Annotated in this window: 16 protein-coding genes; 1 reads left to right on the top strand and 15 read right to left on the bottom strand. The window is 39.6% G+C overall.

The features are described 5' to 3' along the window. Positions 1 to 17: 17 nt before the first annotated feature. Positions 18 to 1,976: a peptide ABC transporter substrate-binding protein gene (locus O3664_RS07395; protein WP_237447439.1), complete on the bottom strand. Its 1,959-nt coding sequence runs from the start codon at positions 1,974 to 1,976 to the stop codon at positions 18 to 20. A 201-nt stretch (positions 1,977 to 2,177) separates the two neighbouring features. Continuing rightward, a complete protein-coding gene (locus O3664_RS07390) occupies positions 2,178 to 3,803 on the bottom strand; it encodes a polysaccharide biosynthesis protein (RefSeq protein ID WP_237447440.1) in 1,626 nt (541 codons plus the stop codon). A 105-nt stretch (positions 3,804 to 3,908) separates the two neighbouring features. Here O3664_RS07390 and O3664_RS07385 point away from each other — a divergent pair, with 105 nt between their 5' ends. Then, a complete protein-coding gene (locus O3664_RS07385) occupies positions 3,909 to 5,354 on the top strand; it encodes a UDP-N-acetylmuramoyl-L-alanyl-D-glutamate--L-lysine ligase (protein ID WP_371613832.1) in 1,446 nt (481 codons plus the stop codon). Between the two features lie 45 nt (positions 5,355 to 5,399). Here the strand turns inward: O3664_RS07385 and O3664_RS07380 are convergent, their stop codons facing one another. The 13 genes from O3664_RS07380 to O3664_RS07320 form a co-directional block, all read right to left on the bottom strand. After that, positions 5,400 to 5,591, bottom strand: coding sequence for a CsbD family protein (locus O3664_RS07380; RefSeq protein WP_000051184.1), 192 nt, complete (start codon positions 5,589 to 5,591; stop codon positions 5,400 to 5,402). 101 nt (positions 5,592 to 5,692) lie between these two features. Then, positions 5,693 to 6,343: a DUF1803 domain-containing protein gene (locus O3664_RS07375; RefSeq protein ID WP_371613831.1), complete on the bottom strand. Its 651-nt coding sequence runs from the start codon at positions 6,341 to 6,343 to the stop codon at positions 5,693 to 5,695. After that, on the bottom strand, positions 6,327 to 6,839 hold the full coding sequence (locus O3664_RS07370) for a YiiX/YebB-like N1pC/P60 family cysteine hydrolase (RefSeq protein ID WP_004257120.1): 513 nt from the start codon (positions 6,837 to 6,839) through the stop codon (positions 6,327 to 6,329). The genes O3664_RS07375 and O3664_RS07370 overlap by 17 nt, the downstream gene beginning before the upstream one ends. A gap of 86 nt (positions 6,840 to 6,925) precedes the next feature. After that, on the bottom strand, positions 6,926 to 7,861 hold the full coding sequence (locus O3664_RS07365; protein ID WP_000036049.1) for a manganese-dependent inorganic pyrophosphatase: 936 nt from the start codon (positions 7,859 to 7,861) through the stop codon (positions 6,926 to 6,928). Positions 7,862 to 8,039: 178 nt separating this feature from the next. Next, positions 8,040 to 8,336 (bottom strand): GIY-YIG nuclease family protein, encoded by a 297-nt coding sequence (locus O3664_RS07360; protein ID WP_000349617.1) that lies wholly within the window; start codon positions 8,334 to 8,336, stop codon positions 8,040 to 8,042. Beyond that, positions 8,326 to 9,075 carry a tRNA1(Val) (adenine(37)-N6)-methyltransferase gene (locus O3664_RS07355; RefSeq protein WP_000390769.1) on the bottom strand — a complete coding sequence of 250 codons (750 nt, stop codon included), beginning with the start codon at positions 9,073 to 9,075 and terminating at the stop codon, positions 8,326 to 8,328. The genes O3664_RS07360 and O3664_RS07355 overlap by 11 nt, the downstream gene beginning before the upstream one ends. A gap of 52 nt (positions 9,076 to 9,127) precedes the next feature. Next, positions 9,128 to 9,490 (bottom strand): S1 RNA-binding domain-containing protein, encoded by a 363-nt coding sequence (locus O3664_RS07350; RefSeq protein WP_000689605.1) that lies wholly within the window; start codon positions 9,488 to 9,490, stop codon positions 9,128 to 9,130. Between the two features lies 1 nt (position 9,491). Beyond that, positions 9,492 to 10,892 carry a bifunctional Cof-type HAD-IIB family hydrolase/peptidylprolyl isomerase gene (locus O3664_RS07345; protein WP_004257110.1) on the bottom strand — a complete coding sequence of 467 codons (1,401 nt, stop codon included), beginning with the start codon at positions 10,890 to 10,892 and terminating at the stop codon, positions 9,492 to 9,494. 81 nt (positions 10,893 to 10,973) lie between these two features. Next, entirely contained in the window at positions 10,974 to 11,477 is a 504-nt protein-coding gene (locus tag O3664_RS07340) for a GNAT family N-acetyltransferase (RefSeq protein WP_261069973.1), read from the bottom strand. 221 nt (positions 11,478 to 11,698) lie between these two features. Next, positions 11,699 to 11,938 carry a 30S ribosomal protein S18 gene (gene rpsR, locus O3664_RS07335; protein ID WP_000068664.1) on the bottom strand — a complete coding sequence of 80 codons (240 nt, stop codon included), beginning with the start codon at positions 11,936 to 11,938 and terminating at the stop codon, positions 11,699 to 11,701. A gap of 31 nt (positions 11,939 to 11,969) precedes the next feature. Then, the gene (gene ssbA / locus O3664_RS07330) at positions 11,970 to 12,440 is read right to left on the bottom strand and encodes a single-stranded DNA-binding protein SsbA (RefSeq protein ID WP_000609606.1); all 471 of its coding nucleotides are present in this window, start codon (positions 12,438 to 12,440) and stop codon (positions 11,970 to 11,972) included. Between the two features lie 11 nt (positions 12,441 to 12,451). Continuing rightward, positions 12,452 to 12,742 carry a 30S ribosomal protein S6 gene (gene rpsF / locus O3664_RS07325; protein ID WP_001151786.1) on the bottom strand — a complete coding sequence of 97 codons (291 nt, stop codon included), beginning with the start codon at positions 12,740 to 12,742 and terminating at the stop codon, positions 12,452 to 12,454. Positions 12,743 to 12,905: 163 nt separating this feature from the next. Beyond that, entirely contained in the window at positions 12,906 to 18,698 is a 5,793-nt protein-coding gene (locus tag O3664_RS07320) for a MucBP domain-containing protein (protein ID WP_371613830.1), read from the bottom strand. Positions 18,699 to 18,853 lie beyond the last annotated feature (155 nt).

Here is an 18,853-nt window from a genome sequence, read left to right as displayed (position 1 = left end):
GTTTTCTTTAAAAATCCTTATTTGACATGTTTTGCCAATTCTTCTTGAGCTTTTTTATTGGATTCTTCTTTTTCTTTCAGCCATTTTTCTTTAGCTTTTTCATATTCATCTTTTGTGACTGTCTTATCTTGTAATTTGAGGTATTTATATGATTCAACCCCTTTATTACCAGCCAATGAATATGGTGTTGAGAAAGGAACAATTTTTCTCAATGTTGGTGTTCCGCCTAGTGAAACATTTGGAATTGCTAGAGAGCTATCTACTAACCAAGCTTGAGCATCAGCATATTTCTCATAACGTTTAGCTGGATCTTGCTCCTTATTGGCTTCTTCCAACATTTGAGTGTAGACATCCAATCCAACAGCCTTGGCCTTGTCATTGGCTTCACCTGGCTCTAAACCTAGATTTTGCATCAAACCACCAGAATTAACATTAAAGACATCAAGATAGGTTGAAGGGTCTTGATAGTCTGCACTCCAACCACCGTTGTAAAGATCATAATCTTTCTGAGCAGCAGTTTGAGCCAGATAGCTTGTATTATCAAAGTCCTCAGTAGAGAGTTGGTGAACATCAATCACAACATTATCTGAACCCAAGACAGATTCAATTGATTGTTTCATGGAATTAATTCCTTGAATCTCTGCCTTATTCGTCAAATCTACTGCTTTATCTAAGTGGATAGGGAATTGGACTCCTTTGGCTTGAAGTTCTTTCTTAGCTTCTGCAAATTTAGCCTTGGCTTTTTCAGGATTATAGTATGGATCCTGGGCATCCGCAAAGTTGATTCCTTGCCATTCCTTACCATAATTGACCATCTTAGAGGCTACTACTTCACCAAAGTCTTTTCCATTGATACTTACGAAGTTTGGAGGAACAACCAAGTTACGCAAAATCTTAGTTGCACCATCTTCTCCCTGAGATTGAGCCCCGTAGGCTGTACGGTCATAGGCAAAATTAATGGCTTGACGGAAGTTTTTGTTAAGAACCGCTTCTTGAGTCGATTTCTTCTCAGCATCACTTGTCTTGGAAGTGAATTTATAAGATTTTCTATCCAGATTAAAGTTTAAGAAATAAGAAGTAGCATCTTGCATGCTATAGATGATATTGTCCTTATTCTTTTCTTTAATTCCTTCAAAACTTGAACTATTTGGATAAAGACGAGCGTAGCTATAAGCCCCCTCGACAAAGTTACGAGCCAGTGCATCCTGGTCACTACCATCATAATAGGCCAACTTCACATCATCTACAAAGACATTTTTAGCATCCCAGTAGTTAGGATTTTTCTTGAATTCGATGACAGATTTTGAAACAAAGGATTTCATCAAGAAAGGTCCATTGTACAAAATGCTAGATGGGTCTACCTTCCCAAAATCATCCCCTTTTGATTTCAAGAAATCAGCGTTAACTGGGAAGAGAATGGTTGAAGTTGTTTTAGAATTCCAATAAGATTCTGGTCGTGTCAAGGTATATTGAACAGTTTGGTCATCAAGAGCCTTGACTCCAACAGTTGAAAAGTCTGTTGTTTTACCGTTAATATAGTCATCCAAACCTGCAACGGATTCTTGCACCAAGTACAAGGCTTCGGATTTTTTATCAGCTGCATATTTCAAACCTGTCACAAAGTCTTGAGCAGTTACAGGAGCATATTCTTCCCCATCTGCAGTGTACCATTTCGCATCTTTACGCAGTTTGTAAGTATAGGTCAAACCGTCTTGAGAAACACTCCAATCCTCTGCCAAAGATGGAACATAATTTCCATATTGGTCATTTTCCATGAGCCCATCTACCAGATTGGTCACTATATCATTGGTTGTTGCACGGTTTTCCGCTAGATAGTTCAAACTTGATGGGTCACTTACGTAAACATAGTTATATGTTTTTGACCCTGTGCTGGAATTTCCACACGCGCTTAACAAAATACCCGCACTTAACACGACACCTGCAAGCGTTGCATACTTGGCTTTAGACTTTTTCATCTCCATAACCTCCTGATTTAAATATTTGTCTTATTATACAACTTGAGTTTTATTTAGTCAATAGCTTTTTAAGTAAAATTTAAGAAAAATAAAATTTCTATCTACAAACTATAGAAATTATTCTACAAAATAATAAAAAGAGAATAATTCAAGCATTTCATGATAGAAATGTTCAAATTATCCCTTTTATTTATAAAAAAATTATTGAGAAATTCTTAATTTTGCTCGTAGACGATTTGCTTGGGCTTTTCCAATCACCTTGTCCAATAGACGGGTACGGAGACTCAAGAATCCGTAAACTCCTCCCCCCATGGCACCGACAAGGGCTACATATAGGAAACTCCACAAACGTCCACTTGGTTGGAAGACAAATCCTAAAATCCACTGGAATGTCCCAACTACTAGAAACATGAAAATAGTTAACAAACTGATTAAAATGGTTCGTTTCAAAATCACTTTGCGCTTAACACCAGTTACCTTGCAAATGTCCCGATACATCAAAAAATTAGGAATGATGAGCCCAATTGTTGTAGAAATCAAAGGCCCGTAACTGTGAAAGAGAGCAATGGTTGGCAGTTGCAAGACCAGCTTGGCAATGGAACCATAGATAAAATAGAGAACGGCCTTGCGGTTGCGGAACATAGCTTGAAGCATTGGAGACAAGACCATGTACAAGCCTAAAATAGTAGACTGCAAAACTGCAAAGACAAACAAGCCCATAGCCAAACTATCTGGCTTGCCATAGAAGACTGTATAGAGAGGTTCTCCTACCATGACTACTCCAACCGTTGCTGGTAGCAAGAATAGGAAAAGCATAGTGATGCTATCCTGAACTAGACGAGAAGCCGCCTTCAAGTCTCCCTTGACATAGTTTTCAGTCAAAAGTGGCAAACCTACACTCCCAATCGAAACCCCAACAGAAATCAAAATCATAGTGATTTTATTAGGATTGGCAGAGAAATAAGAAAACATGACAACCAAGTCTTCATTACTATAGTTGGTAAACCAGCTCATACTATTGATAAAAGTCATCTGGTCCAAAATCTGGAAAAGCTGGATAGCAGATCCTGTCAGGATAAAAGGAATGGCTTCCTTAATGGTGTCGACCAAAAGACGCTTGCTGTTTATCTTATCTCCTGTTTCAAGGACTCTTTTAAGTAATCCTTCTTTGGCAAGGAAATAGATCAAAACTGCAAAACTGGCTACCATGCCGACAAAGGCAGCAAATGTGGATTGGGTAACGGCTGCTAGATAATCTCCTGAGCCCATTTTCATAATCATAAAGGTAGCTAAAAGCATCCAGATAACACGAATGACCTGCTCAGCGATTTGGCTCATAGCATAAGGTTTCAGGTTATTCATCCCTTGGAAGAAACCTCGAATCACACTCATAGATGGGAAAATCAATACTGCCCAAGCCAAGCTCTGCATGATTGGGATCAGGTCTTTCCCTACACCCGACAAATCTGCTAGCCAAGGAGCAAAGACATACAAGACTAAAGCAAAGATCAGACCTAGTCCCGTCATAAAGCCTAAAAAGCTCCGAATCAGTGCAAAGCTGTGCTCTTCTTCTCGCATGGTATTGTACTTAGCCACTTGCTTGGCCACCGCAACTGGAATCCCCGCTGTTGAAACCAGCAAGAACCAGGCATAGATATTGTAACCCATGGTAAAGAGACCATTGGCCGTAGCTGCATAAGACCCCATCCAGATATACCAGGGGATAATATAAATAGCCCCAAGCAGGCGACTGATAAAGTTACTAGCCGTTAACCAAGCAGTCCCCCGTAACATCTGGGCCTGCTGGTGATTGTTTTCGTTAGACATAGATTCCTCATTTTATTTTAATCACTAGGAAAAATTCCTCACCTTCCATTATAAACTTTTCCTTGTCACTTGTAAATTTACGACTTTCGGTTTACAATAGAAAGTATGATTAAGATTGAAACCGTATTAGATATATTAAAGAAAGATGGTCTCTTCCGTGAGATTATCGACCAAGGACACTATCACTACAACTATAGCGATGTCGTCTTTGACACCATCTGCTATGACAGCCGCAAGGCCAAAGAGAAGAGCCTCTTTTTCGTCAAGGGCGCTGCCTTTAAGAAAGAATTTCTTCTTTCAGCCATCTCTCAAGGCCTCGGTTGGTATGTGGCTGAAAAGGACTATGAGGTTGGTATTCCTGCCATTATCGTCAGTGATATAAAGAAAGCCATGAGTTTGATTGCTATGGAATTTTATGACAATCCACAGAAAAAACTTAAACTCCTGGCCTTTACTGGTACTAAGGGTAAGACAACAGCAGCCTACTTCGCCTATAACATTTTATCTCAAGGGCACCGACCTGCAATGTTGTCGACCATGAACACAACTCTAGATGGCAAGAGTTTCTTTAAGTCTGCATTAACAACCCCTGAGAGTATTGACCTCTTTGATATGATGAATCAAGCTGTGCAAAATGGCCGTACTCACCTCATTATGGAAGTATCCAGTCAGGCCTATCTGGTCAAACGTGTCTATGGTCTAACCTTTGATGTGGGAGTTTTCCTCAATATCAGCCCCGACCATATCGGCCCGATTGAACACCCTAGCTTTGAAGACTACTTCTACCACAAACGTCTCTTGATGGAAAATAGCCGAGCAGTCATCATTAATAGTGACATGGATCACTTTTCTGTCTTGAAAGAACAAGTAGAAGATCAAGACCATGATTTCTACGGCAGCCAGTCTGATAACCAAATCGAGAATTCCAAAGCCTTTAGCTTTTCAGCTACGGGTAAACTCGCTGGAGATTATGATATTCAACTCATTGGCCACTTTAACCAAGAAAATGCCGTTGCTGCTGGACTTGCTTGCCTCCGTCTCGGAGCAAGTCTTGAGGACATCAAAAAAGGAATCGCTGCAACCCGAGTTCCTGGTCGTATGGAAGTCCTCTCTCAGAAAAATGGAGCCAAGGTTTTCATCGACTACGCCCACAATGGTGACAGCCTCAAAAAACTAATCAAGGTTGTAGAGACTCATCAAACAGGAAAGATTACTCTGGTTCTGGGTTCGACAGGAAATAAGGGAGAAAGTCGTCGCAAGGACTTTGGCCTCCTCCTCAATCAACACCCTGAGATTCAAGTCTTTTTGACTGCTGATGACCCCAATTATGAAGACCCAATGGCCATTGCGGATGAAATTAGTAGCTACATCAATCATCCTGTTGAAAAAATTGCGGATCGCAAAGAAGCCATCAAGGCAGCAATGGCTATCACAAGTCAAGAATTAGATGCTGTGATTATCGCTGGTAAGGGAGCCGATTGCTACCAAATCGTCCAAGGCAAGAAAGAAGCCTATCCAGGTGATGCAGCCGTCGCAGAAAATTATTTATAAGATAGTAAAAAATCAAGGGAAATGAAACCCTTGATTTTTTTATCTTTATTTAAAAGCGTTTTTCAAACCTTCAACGGCACCTTCTACAGCACCTTTAGCATCTTCAACTACTTCTTTTGCCTTAGCAACTGTCTTTTCTACAGCGCCTTCTGCTTCAGTCTTGCTATCTCCAGTAACTTTACCAAATCCTTCTTTGATAGCACCTGTTGCTTGTTCCAATTTGTTTTCAAGTGACATATGATTGTCTCCTTTAATTTTATTCCGATATGTGTTACCGGTTACATATAGTTTATACCGAATACTAAGGAAAGTCAAACAATGTGCTCAGAAACAAAATTTCACGCTAAGTAGAAAGTTAATCTGTCCTTATCAAAATCGATAGCCAACTCATACTTTCCATCTTCATTTTGAACAATATAACCTAGGACAACTAAACTGTCTACAAAGATGTCACGACGTTTCTGCATAAGCTGGTCTTTTTTGAGAAATTTCAACAAAAAAGTCGTCATATATTTGAGAGCATACTCAGGATTGACATCTCCCAAAATGTCATAAAGTTCCTGCTGTTTTTCTGTCAAAGGATACTGATGTTTGACCTTGTAGAAATAATTAGACAGGGTCATTTTAGTGCGCGCAAAATCTGTTTTTTCAACTAAAATAGCTACATTGGTTTGATTGCGCAATTCTGTCTCAAAACTCTGCTCCAACAAGGCTTGATAGGTCGGACTATCTTCTTTGACAAAAATCTCTTGGTCCAGTTCAAGACTATCGAGTGATTCAAGCATAGGAAGATTAAGGTAATAACGCTTATTTTCTCGTAGAATCAAACCTGCCTTTATATACTCTTCCATGAGTTTATCAACTGCAATATCTGGAAATTGAGCCTTGATTTCCCGTAAAATCACATCCTCATGCTGGTCCAGATAGCGGATCAATTCTCTAAAAAATGGCTGTCTCGTCAAACGAGATGGATTAAAAATCTGAATCATGAAGATTCCTTTCTTTACATTCTAACAGAGGCGATGCTGCCAACTGACTAGGATTGGTCCCCGGCTGGTTCAAAGGAATAGGCAGACCTAGTTCTCTGTAATACTCCCTCCAAAAATCACTAATCTCCTGCTCCCCATCTCCAAATTTCATGGGAATGGTTTCAAAAATGGGGAGAATTTCTGCCATGTACTGGGAACAGTAAAAACCTTCTCCATCTGGATAGAAAGAAGCATTATAAGGAGCTCCCAGATGTTTGCTAGCTTTTTCCTTCACAGACTGGATATCCATTTCTGGGTAAACATAGAGGTCATATAAGTGATTGGACTCAAAGAAGTCTGCTGGTTCCTGACAGATAACACCCGCCTTTCCACTAGCATGATAAATCATCCCATCCAAATAAATCGCAACATGGTTATAGTTACCTGTGGAAGTCTGGATGGCCTGTCCCATATCTGACTCATCTCTCACAAAAATCAAATCGCCATTTTCTAACATGCTTCACTCCTAGAAAAAAAGGAGCCGAAACTCCTTTCGATATAAGTCAAACTAGCCTTTCCTAATTTGAATTAACACCCAAAATCTTACGCATTAAAGCTTTCAGTCAATTGAGGTACCACTTGTTTCTTACGTGAAACAGCACCAGCAAGGAAGGCATGATTGTTTTCAAGTTTGAAGTTGAAGGCTGCTTCAACCTTGTCCATGTTAGCACCAAGTGCTAGGATTTCTGAGTTTGAGTTGACGATATCTGTAATCATCAAGACAAAGTCAGAATAACCATTTGCTGCGTTAGCGGCTTGCATTGCAGCTTCAATTTCTGCTTGACGTTCCAATACTTCAGCGATGTCAACTGTGTTTACTTGAGCAACACGGACATTATTTCCGTTCAATTCAAAAGTCTTAGCATCGATATCAATCAATTCTTCAGCAGATTTGCTAGCCAAGTTTGTACCAGCTTTCAACATAGCTAAACCATATTCTTCCAAGTTGACACCAGCCAATTCAGCCAATTCAGGAGCAATAACCTTATCTGTTGGGTGTGTTGTTGGTGATTTCAAAAGAAGAGTATCTGAAATCAAACCTGAAAGCATCAAACCAGCAATCTCTTTAGGCACGGCTACACCATGTTCTTTGAACATACGGTAAACGATTGAAGACGCTGAACCAACTGGCTCCAAACGCATGTAAAGTGGGCTTGCAGTTTCAAAGTTAGCCACACGGTGGTGGTCTACAACACCGTAAACTTCTACTTCAGCGATATCTGATACAGACTGTTGGAATTCATTGTGGTCAGTCAGGATAACTTGCTCTGCTCCTTCTGCTTTGGCAGAAGTGATAACACGCGGTGCTTCTACACCAAAATAGTTCAAGACAAAGGCTGTTTCTTCATTTGGAGTTCCAAGAGCAACAGCTTCCGTATCCAAACCGTATGCTTCTTTTGCAAGGTAGGCAAAGGCTACAGATGACCCGATGGCATCTGAGTCTGGATTTTGGTGACCAAATACTAGAATCTTAGACATGATAATACCTCATTTTATTTATTCTCTTTATTGTAGCATTTTTTTCGCTTTTTGACAAAAGTAAGAGGAGTCAAAGGGCTCCTCACAATTCTTCAAAATAACTGATACTCTTCGAAAATCTCTTCAAACCACGTCAGCTTCGCCTTGCCGTACTCAAGTACTGACTACGGCTATCTTCCTAGTTTGATCTTTGATTTTCATTGAGTATGAGTAAATTTCTATCTTGATTTTCAGATAAAAATCTTTCCTTCTGTGGCCTCTTCTTACGCTTGAGAAGGGCTTCTGCTGACATGGCTTCTTCCTTACTGGCAAAACCTTGAACATAGATAAGTTTGACTGGCAAGCGTGCTCGTGTGTATTTGGCTCCCTTCCCACTATTGTGGACAGCAAGGCGTCTTCTCACATCAGTCGTATAGCCTGTATAGTAAGATCCATCACGGCACTCCAGCACGTACATATAAGCCTTATGATCCATAATAAATCTCTTCAAGTTCAGGCGTATAAGAGCCATCATCATTGTGAACAATGAGAGGTGGTAATACCTTAAAACCGCTTGTTGAACCATCCTTGATAGCCTCAATCAAAAGCATATTGGCTTCCTTTTCTCTTTTTGGATAAACAAACTGCAGGCGCTTAGGAGCTAGATTATGCCGTTGTAAGCTGTCCAAGATATCTAAAAGTCGATCAGGACGATGAACCATGGCCAAGCGTCCATTGGATTTGAGAATACTCTGGGCACTACGACAGATTTCCTGCAAATTGGTCGTGATTTCATGGCGCGCCAAGAGATAATGTTCACTCTCGTTCAGATTGGAATGAGGATCTACCTTGAAATAGGGCGGATTACACAAAATCATATCCACCTTACTTCCCTGGATGTAAGCAGGCATATTTTTCAAATCATCACAGATGACCTCCATCTGCTCTTCTAAACCATTCAAACGGACAGAGCGTTCAGCCATATCCGCCAAACGCTCCTGAATCTCAACAGCCAAAATCTGTGCCTGAGTCCGAGTGCTAGCAAATAGCCCTACCGCTCCATTTCCAGCGCAAAAATCCACTATCAAGCCCTTCTTAGGAAAACGTGGAAAACGTGACAAGAGAACACTATCCACCGAATAGCTAAAAACCTCTCTATTTTGAATGATTTTAATATCTGTCGAAAAGAGCTGGTTAATGCGCTCTCCTGATTTTAATAATTGTTCTTCTTCCATGGTCCTATTATAGCAAATTTATATTAACATTACAAAAGATAGAAATTTCTAACTAGTGCTTCTGATTCTTCAAATGTTGAAGGGCTTCCTTGGTCCAAATTGGCATCATTCGTTTGAGAGGAGCAAAACCGTAGTTAAAACGGTCGCTTGAAAAGCGTCTCCGTCTCGGAAACTGGTGCTTTTCTTCCTCCAAAGTGCGGATAGAAAGACTAGCTTTCCCTGTAAATTCATCTAAATCCACTACTTGAACTTGAACCTCTTCATCGACTTTCAAGGCTTCTTGGATATTTTCAATAAAGCCTGTCCGAATCTCTGAAATGTGAATCAACCCCGTATCACCCGTCTCTAGCTCAACAAAGGCACCGTAGGGCTGAATCCCTGTAATACGGCCCTTTAGCTTATCACCGATTTTCATCTTAGTCCTCGATTTCAATTGTTTCAATCACAACATCTTCAACTGGCTTGTCCATGGCCCCTGTCTCAACAGCAGCAATGGCATCCAAGACAGCATAAGAAGCTTCATCCGCTAGCTGACCAAATACAGTGTGACGGCGGTCTAGATGAGGAGTTCCTCCTTGGTTGGCATAGATTTCTGCGATCGGTTCTGGCCAACCACCACGAGCAATTTCTTTCTTAGAATATGGCAGGTGTTGATTTTGCACGATAAAGAACTGGCTGCCGTTGGTATTTGGACCAGCATTAGCCATGGAAAGGGCACCACGGATATTGTAAAGTTCTTCTGAGAACTCATCCTCAAATGATTCGCCGTAGATTGACTCGCCACCCATACCAGTTCCAGTTGGGTCTCCACCTTGAATCATAAAGTCCTTGATAATACGATGGAAAATGACACCATCATAGTAACCATCTTTTGAAAGAGCTACAAAGTTAGCCACTGTTTTAGGAGCATGTTCAGGGAAAAGCTTGATACGCAAGTCTCCGTGATTGGTCTTAATAGTCGCGATAGGACCTTCTACTGTTTCAATGTCTACTTGTGGGAAATGCAATTCTTTTTCTACCATACCAAATCCTTCTAAGGCATCAAAAATGCCATCTTCTTCTAATGTTTTTGTAATATAATCTGCTTTTTCTTTGATGTTATCATGAGAAATTCCCATTGCAACGCTGATTCCAGCATAATCAAAGAGTTCCAAGTCGTTGAGTCCATCTCCAAAAACCATGACGTTCTCTGGTTTCAATCCTAGGTGTTCCACAACCTTTTCCACACCCGTCGCTTTGGAGCCTGAAATCGGCACAATATCAGACGAATGTTGATGCCAACGAACCATGCGAAGTTTGTCTGAGAGACTATCAGGCAAGTGCAAGTCATCTCCCTTATCTTCAAAAGTCCACATCTGATAGATATCTTCTTTTTCATGAAAATCAGGATCTACATCTAAATCAGGGTAAATTGGATTGATCGCTTCACTCATCATATCGGTGCGAGTCGACAACTTGGCATCATGACTCCCAACCAAACCATACTCAATTCCCTCTTGCTTGGCCCAAGAGATATACTCCTCAACATCTGACTTCTCAATCTGATGCTGATAAATGACCTGACATTTTTTATCTTCGATATAAGCCCCATTCAAAGTTACAAAAAAGTCAGGCTTGAGCTCACGAATCTCCGGAACGACACCAAAAATCCCTCGTCCAGAAGCAATACCTGTCAAAATTCCTTTCTCACGTAATTGCTTAAAAACAGTTGGGATTGAAGCTGGAATAAAACCTGTCTTTGAATTCCGCAATGTATCATCAATATCAAAAAAGACAATCTTGATTTTCTTTGCCTTATATCTTAATTTGGCATCCATCTCACTACCTCTTTCAATCTAACTCTTTCCATTATACCATAAAGTAGCTAAATACCACATCCCCAATAAAATCCTTGTCTCCTATCCGAATTCCTTTACTAGATACAAAACCAAATCATCATTATTTTGGCTAGTTGCATTCATTTCCAAGGGTTGATTTCGATACCAGACACCTGTCCCATCTGGAATATAGCCTCGTTTGATATACAATCTCTGGGCAGGGCCATAGCCTAAGTGCAAACCTACACCAAGAGTGACCTTACTCGAAACAAACTTGACTCGTTTTTCTGCTTCTTCTAGCAGTTGATTCCCAATCCCTTGATTTCGAAAAGGCTCAAACACATTAAAATCTGATAATTCTGGATAGACTTCTGCAAAAGGACCATGTTTAGCAGAGGGCAAAATGGTAACGTAGCCCGCTACAGCACCATCAATCTCTACAACTAAGACTTCTCTCTCCCCACTTTCCTGTTCCAGAAAATATCTAGCCAAAATTTCCTCTCTACCAGGCCAACCTTGATTCATAAATCCATGAGATAAGGATTCAATATCAGACTTAATCATATTTCTAATCGTACAATTCATCTTTGACTTACCCACCTTTACTCTTTCTATTACCATTATAGCACGCCAAGGTCAGAAAAAAACTATCTCGTGAAAAAAGACCCAACCAGGTCTTAATTCGCTTTCTTGTTTTAAAGCTCATGAAAAAGAGAGCCACAAGCCCCAACTCGCTCTCTCATTTCAAGGCTCGTGAAAAAAAGACCCAAGCGGGTCTGAAAAAGAGGTCCACCCGGACCTCTTTTTTAATCTTCGTTTACGAAAGGCATCAAAGCCATTACGCGAGCGCGTTTGATAGCTGTTGTTACTTTACGTTGGTTTTTAGCTGAAGTTCCTGTTACACGACGAGGAAGGATTTTCCCACGTTCTGAAACGAAACGGCTAAGAAGCTCAGTATCTTTGTAATCAACATATTCAATTTTGTTTGCTGCGATGTAATCAACTTTTTTACGGCGTTTGAATCCGCCACGACGTTGTTGAGCCATGTTTTTTCTCCTTTATAATTTTAGTTGTCCATTAGAATGGTAAATCATCATCTGAAATATCCAATGGATTTGTTGCTCCAAATGGATTTTCATCACGTGAAAAGTCTGGTACTGAATTTGTAGGTGCTGAATAGTTTGCAGTTGGTGCAGAGTAAGCTCCACCTGTGTGACCCTCACGCACACTACGGCTTTCCAACATTTGGAAATTCTCAGCCACGACCTCTGTCACGTAGACACGTTGTCCTTGCTGATTATCGTAACTACGAGTCTGGATACGACCTGTCACCCCGATAAGTGAGCCTTTTTTAGCCCAGTTAGCAAGGTTTTCAGCCTGTTGGCGCCACATAACGACATTGATAAAATCAGCCTCACGTTCGCCATTTTGACTCTTAAATGTACGGTTTACTGCAAGAGTAAAAGTCGCAACTGCTACATTTGATGGGGTATAACGCAACTCAGCATCACGTGTCATACGCCCTACAAGTACAACATTGTTAATCATAGTTTACCTTCTTACGCGTCAGTTTTGACGATCATGTGACGAAGAATGTCAGCGTTGATTTTTGAAAGACGGTCAAACTCTTTAAGAGCTGCATCGTCGTTTGCTTCAACGTTAACGATGTGGTAAAGTCCTTCACGGAAATCTTGGATTTCGTATGCAAGACGACGTTTTTCCCAAGTTTTTGATTCAACAACAGTTGCACCGTTGTCAGTCAAAATAGAGTCAAAACGTGCTACCAAAGCGTTTTTAGCTTCTTCTTCAATGTTTGGACGAATGATATAAAGAATTTCGTATTTAGCCATTGATATGTTCCTCCTTTTGGTCTAATGACCCCAAGACTTTGCAAGGGGTAAGTGAGGTTCGCTCACAATAAACTATTATACTAAAAAACAATTTTTTACGCAAGTAAAAAGACCAAAATAAAAAAAGAAGATGACGAATCATCTTCTCAAAAACTATGAGTTTTTAGTCTTCTTTTTTCTTGCGAGCAAGAAGTCCAAATCCACTTAGGGCTCCAAGAAGTCCAAGCGCTGCAAGACTAGCGTTAGCTTCTGTACCTGTGTTAGGCAATTCTTTTTGACCATCAACATATTTAGGTGTTGCTGGTTGAGTAGCTGAATCAGTTGCTACTGATGTTTCAGCTGGTGTTGGAACAGCAGGTTGGGTTGGAGTTGTTGGTTGTTCCGGTTGCACTGGAGCTACTGGTTGTTCAGGAGTCTCTGGTGTTGATGGAACAGGTTGTGGTGTTGCCACTTTCTTGTAATGATGTACAAGATTTCCATTAGGGTCTTTCGTAGTTGTTACGTATTCGTAACCTGAAATTCCTTTTGGAGCTTGTGCTCCTTTTTCACTTGGTGCGATATCTTTACCATTTTCGTCTACATAGTAAGTCACAACTTGTTCAGGTTGCGGTTTTGGTTGTGGAGTATAACCGTTCTGATCCCCATTTGGAGTTACATTTGGAATGTAATTAATTGGTGTATCCTCACCTGGATTTGTTGGGACATCTGGAGTGATGTATCCTTTTGTTGGATCGTTTGGATCTACTGGTTTAAGTGGTTGACCATTTCCATCTACAGGTGTATGACCTGGTACGTATGGAAGAACTGGTTTATCACTTCCTGGTTTGGTTGGATCTTGTGGATCATTTGGATACTTGATTGGATTTGTTGGTTGACCTGGGATATTTGGAATCCATGATCCGATTGGTTTGTACACGTATGTTACTGTCGAACCTTCTGTTCCAATCTTACCTTTAGCATCTCCATCTACACGAACAAGTAGGTATCCTGGAATCACTTTTCCAGTTGTTGTGTACTCATCTCCCACTTTTCCTTCTGTTGTTTCTGCAGGGATTAAGTCTTTTCCATTTTCATCTACGTATTTAACTACTAATTTTGCTTTGTTGGCTACGTAGTTAATTACTGTATCTTGACTTGGATCTGTTGGGATGTTTGGTACTACATATCCTTTTGATGGATCTGTTGGATCTACTGGTTTAAGTGGATTGCCATCTTTATCTTCTGGAGTGAATCCTGGAACGTATGGTAACACTTCTGTTGGTTGTCCTGGTTTTGTTGGATCTTGTGGATCATTTGGATACTTGATTGGATTTGTTGGTTGACCTGGGATGTTTGGAATCCATGATCCGATTGGTTTGTAAACATATGTTACTGTTGTTCCATCTGTTCCAATCTTACCTTTAGCTTCACCTTCTACACGGTCCAATACATAGCCAGTAATAACTTTTCCACTTGTAGAGTACTCATCACCAACTTTACCTTCTTTAGTTTCTGTTGGTAGAAGTTCTTTCCCATTTTCATCTACATATTTAACTACCAAGTTAGCTTTGTTAGCTACATAGTTAATTAGTGTATCCTCACCTGGATTTGTTGGGATACTTGGAACTTCATATCCTTTAGTTGGATCGTTTGGATCTACTGGTTTCAACGGATTACCATCTTTATCTTCTGGTGTGAATCCTGGAACGTATGGTAATGTTTCTGTTGGTTGACCCGGTTTTGTTGGATCTGTTGGATCATTTGGATACTTGATTGGGTTTGTTGGTTGACCTGGGATGTTTGGAATCCATGAACCGATTGGTTTGTAGGTTACTACTTCTTTAGTATTTTCTGAATCTGCAGTTACTTTTGTAGCTGGTACTGTTGCTTTATCAGCTAAGTATCCTTTAACTACTGGTGATTTCACTTCAGGTAAGTCTTCAGCTTCTGACCAGTCTCCGTATGTAACCTCACCTGTAACCAAGTTGACTTTAGCTTCACGTGTGAATTTAGCTTCTTGAGTTACTGTTTTTGGTGTTCCGTCTTCATTTAACACTGGAGTTCCATCTGCGTATACGTATGTGATTGTACGTGTTACTGTTTTGTTTAGATCTTTTTCTTCAAGTCCAGCTGGATATTTAGGACCGTCTGGGTTATTTGGATCTACTGGAGTTCCTGGTGTTTTTGGTTGATCTGGTGTTACTGTAACTTCTTTAGCTTTAAGTGTTACTTTGAACTCTTGATCAGTGTCTTTATCTTTATCGAACTTACCACCTTCTGGGTATGTATTAGAAACTAATTCATATCCTTTGTTTTCAAGTTCTTTGATTTTCGCTTTTACGTCAGCTTCTTTTGTAAGTGGCGTATCTGAGTCACCTTCTTCAGTAATAGCATCAACACCTGGAATTGGGTTTCCTTTTTCATCTACGAAAGTCGTTTTCGCTTTTTGAGTATCTTTTACGTAGTTGATTGGTGTGTCTTGACTTGGATCTGTTGGAAGATTTGGTACTTCGTATCCTTTTGTTGGATCTGTTGGATCTACTGGTTTAAGTGGATTTCCATCTTTATCCTTCGGTGTGAATCCTGGTACATATGGTAACACTTCTGTTGGTTTACCTGGTTGTGTTGGATCATCTGGATTATTTGGATATTTGATTGGGTTTGTTGGTTGTCCTGGGATATTTGGTACCCATGATCCAATTGGTTTGTATGTTACTACTTCGGTAATATCTTTTGAATCTCCAGTTACATTTACTACAGGAACACTTGCTTTATCAGCTAAGAATCCCTTAACTACTGGTGATTTCACTTCAGCCAAGTCTTTAGCTTCTGACCAATCTCCGTAAGTCACTTCACCTGTTACCAAGTTGATCTTAGCTTCACGTTTGAATTTTGCTTCTTGTGTTACTGTTTTTGGTGCTCCATTTTCCATAACTGGAGTTCCATCTGCGTATACGTATGTGATGGTACGTGTTACTGTTTTGTTTAGATCTTTTTCTTCAAGTCCAGCTGGGTATTTAGGACCGTCTGGGTTATTTGGATCCACTGGAGTTCCTGGTGTTTTTGGTTGATCTGGTGTTACTGTAACTTCTTTAGCTTTAAGTGTTACTTTGAACTCTTGATCAGTGTCTTTATCTTTGTCGAACTTACCACCTTCTGGGTATGTATTAGATACTAATTCATATCCTTTGTTTTCAAGTTCTTTAATCTTAGCTTTTACTTCAGCTTCTTTAGTTAATGGAGTTTCTGATCCACCTTGTTCAGTAATTTCAGCTACTCCTGGAATTGCATTTCCTTTTTCGTCTACAAATGTTGTTTTCGCTTTTTGGATTGCTGTATATTTAACAACATATTCGTAATCTTCATCTGTTGCAGTTGTAGCCTGTACAGGAACTTTTTCTACACTTGCGATGTAACCTTCTTTTTGAGGTACTGCAAGTTCTGGAAGGTCAGTGCTTTGACCATTAGTACCATTCCAATCAATGTAGATTGGTTTATCGTTAGTGTCGACTACTGCTTTCCCGTCTGCAGTTAATTTTACTTTACCTGTGTAACTTACAGTTTGTTTTTGTGATGGGAATACCTCAGTACCTGCTATGTCTGCAACATTTTCTGCATATACAAATTTAATTGTACGGTTTACTTCTTCTACTTTTGTTTTCTTAACGTATGAATAAATTACATTGTTTACATAAGCGTTAGGGTTCAAATCTGTAGCCGCAATCTCATCTGGTGTCATAATATCACGAACACGTTTATCACTAACATTAATTGTTCCTGCTGGCCCTTTTGGTGGTATATCCGCTAGAATATAATCTGTTTCATTAACCGTCTTAATGGTATCCGGTAGTTGATTGGTAACATCGTATTTTTTACCTAGGATATTCTTGGTTTCATAAGTTCCATCTTCTTTAAGACTCGCATCACCTTTGTATTCAGTTGGTGTATAACCAATGATTTTTCCAGTTTCTAAATCTGTCAGTGTTAATGTAACAGCACCTGTTTCTACAGCTGTCGAACCTGCTGGAGAAGCATTAACAACCCATCCATTGTTAACTTTTGTTGTAATATCTTCTTTTTCACCCTCAAGTGGAGTACCACCTGTTACTGTAAGAGTTCCTGCAGTTTTATCGTTACCAACAGAACTTCCTTTAGTTACACGACCTAAGTCATCATACTTAAGTTTTGAGAACTCATCTGTAAATGTTCTATTCGTAATTTCTCTCTTGACTCCAAGTTTCGCTAAATCTACAGAAACTGTAGAACCTTCTTGAATAGCACCATCTACAACTTCAAATTCTACTTCTGTAGGTGATTTTACAGTCGCTTTTAAGGTAAAGTTAGTATCACGACCATCTTGAAGGATCCAGACATTATTTTCATTAGGTTTTGCATTTGCAAAACGATCTGAAGGTCTGTATGTTACGCTGTCATCTTTATTAGTATTTGATACGGTATTTTTACTTCCTTCAATTTCCTTAAAGTAGTTAAATTCAGTATTAGGTAATTTTACAGTGAATTTTGACCCTTTTCCGTATCTTACATCTGTATCTGTGTTTAATGTTAATGTATCATTTTGTTTGACAAGTTTTGCACCCTCATATGTTAAACCACTATTAGGCGTTAACGACACTCCTGTTGATTGTTTCTGAGAACTTGGTTTAGTTGCCTTATTAGTATAAGTATGCTCAATAACTTTTTGACCATCAACCGATATTGAAGCAACGTAGTTTGTATCTTTAGAAATTTGTGGCGCTTGATATGCGTTCCCTGTTAAATACTCGACATTATATGTAGTTAAAGCATAATCTTTCGCTTTATCATTCCATTTAATAGTGTATGTAACAGTACCTACTTCGTTTGCAATAGGAGGTTGTTCTTTTAGACGTTCTTCATATGTCATACCAGCTTTCATACGTTGTGCCCAATATGGACTTGTAGTACCTTTATTACCAGTGGAATTGCTTTGGGCAGCCTCAGTTACTTCTCCTATTACTGTTCCATCTGTTGCTGTAATCTTTGTTCCTTTTTTAAATGAACCTCCAAACGCTGCTAAGTTTTTAAGTTCAATCGTTGTTGTATCTCCAGCTTGAGCTTTAGATGTGTCAAATGCTACTTGTATCCCCCAAGATAATGGTTTTGTATTTTCAGGGTTCATAGTAATATATGCATTTTGAACGTTTACTACTGCTTTACCTTCACGAACAACTCCTTTACCAGTGATTGTTTGTGATTTACCATCTGTCGCTCCCAACACAGCTTCTACTTTACCTGCATGGCCAGCACGTTTCATTTCCGTATAAACTGCTTCAATGGCAGCAGAAAGACGATTCACTTGGGCTACCATCTGATCTTTAGAAGCATCGGATGAAAGCAAATCGTTAGACTTCGCTGCTTCAAGTTTAACTGCCTCAATCTTAACCGCAAGTTCTTTTTTAGCTGCTTCATCTTTGACTTCTTTATCTGAGAAGTTTGAAGCTACAGATGCCATAACCTCAGCTTCAGAAGTCAATTGAGTAAGAACTGTCTTCACTTCATCTTTTGCTTTTTCTGTTGCAGCTTTTTCAGATGTTTCTTTGTCAGTTTTTTCTTTAGCTACTTCTTTTTTGTCTGCTTGTTCTTTAGCTGGGGTTTCTTTTTCAGCTTTAACGGTAACTTCTTTATCTGCTACAGGTTTAGCCTCAGTTTTAGCTTCTTCTTTTACCTCAGATTTATCAGCTTCTTTTACAGTATCAATCTTTAATTCAGGGAGTTCTTCAACAACAGGTGTTGTTATCGCTGAATCAGGTTTCTGTTTATCAGAATTTGTAACTTCTGAAGTTTTTGTAGAAGCAGTACTTGCCTCATCAGCTTTAACAGCATTTGCTCCTAAAAGAAGGGCAGTCCCCAAAAGAACACTAGCAGCACCAAATCTGTACTTACGAATAGAAAAGCGTTGAGCTCTTCTGCCATGGTATTTTTCCATTCTTGAATACATGGTTTCTCCTTTTTTAAAATATGTGTTAATTGCGGAATTAGGCCCAAGTAATTCAAAAACTCCCCCCTTCCCAGCCTGATTCAGAAAGTAAGATAGCTGCACTTAGGTACATCATTCCTAACTTACATTATAACATTATTTCAATTAAACTGTCT

It is taken from the genome of Streptococcus sp. 27098_8_109 (genome assembly GCF_041432295.1).
Classification (GTDB): domain Bacteria; phylum Bacillota; class Bacilli; order Lactobacillales; family Streptococcaceae; genus Streptococcus.
This window is presented reverse-complemented; position numbering and strand designations above follow the sequence as displayed.

Excerpts from the sequence above, each read along its gene's own strand:
- O3664_RS07395 (WP_237447439.1), bottom strand. The coding sequence starts at position 1,976 with ATGAAAAAGTCTAAAGCCAAGTATGCAACGCTTGCAGGTGTCGTGTTA.
- O3664_RS07390 (WP_237447440.1), bottom strand. The coding sequence starts at position 3,803 with ATGTCTAACGAAAACAATCACCAGCAGGCCCAGATGTTACGGGGGACT.
- O3664_RS07385 (WP_371613832.1), top strand. The coding sequence starts at position 3,909 with ATGATTAAGATTGAAACCGTATTAGATATATTAAAGAAAGATGGTCTC.
- O3664_RS07380 (WP_000051184.1), bottom strand. The coding sequence starts at position 5,591 with ATGTCACTTGAAAACAAATTGGAACAAGCAACAGGTGCTATCAAAGAA.
- O3664_RS07375 (WP_371613831.1), bottom strand. The coding sequence starts at position 6,343 with ATGATTCAGATTTTTAATCCATCTCGTTTGACGAGACAGCCATTTTTT.
- O3664_RS07370 (WP_004257120.1), bottom strand. The coding sequence starts at position 6,839 with ATGTTAGAAAATGGCGATTTGATTTTTGTGAGAGATGAGTCAGATATG.
- O3664_RS07365 (WP_000036049.1), bottom strand. The coding sequence starts at position 7,861 with ATGTCTAAGATTCTAGTATTTGGTCACCAAAATCCAGACTCAGATGCC.
- O3664_RS07360 (WP_000349617.1), bottom strand. The coding sequence starts at position 8,336 with ATGGATCATAAGGCTTATATGTACGTGCTGGAGTGCCGTGATGGATCT.
- O3664_RS07355 (WP_000390769.1), bottom strand. The coding sequence starts at position 9,075 with ATGGAAGAAGAACAATTATTAAAATCAGGAGAGCGCATTAACCAGCTC.
- O3664_RS07350 (WP_000689605.1), bottom strand. The coding sequence starts at position 9,490 with ATGAAAATCGGTGATAAGCTAAAGGGCCGTATTACAGGGATTCAGCCC.
- O3664_RS07345 (WP_004257110.1), bottom strand. The coding sequence starts at position 10,892 with ATGGATGCCAAATTAAGATATAAGGCAAAGAAAATCAAGATTGTCTTT.
- O3664_RS07340 (WP_261069973.1), bottom strand. The coding sequence starts at position 11,477 with ATGAATTGTACGATTAGAAATATGATTAAGTCTGATATTGAATCCTTA.
- rpsR (WP_000068664.1), bottom strand. The coding sequence starts at position 11,938 with ATGGCTCAACAACGTCGTGGCGGATTCAAACGCCGTAAAAAAGTTGAT.
- ssbA (WP_000609606.1), bottom strand. The coding sequence starts at position 12,440 with ATGATTAACAATGTTGTACTTGTAGGGCGTATGACACGTGATGCTGAG.
- rpsF (WP_001151786.1), bottom strand. The coding sequence starts at position 12,742 with ATGGCTAAATACGAAATTCTTTATATCATTCGTCCAAACATTGAAGAA.
- O3664_RS07320 (WP_371613830.1), bottom strand. The coding sequence starts at position 18,698 with ATGTATTCAAGAATGGAAAAATACCATGGCAGAAGAGCTCAACGCTTT.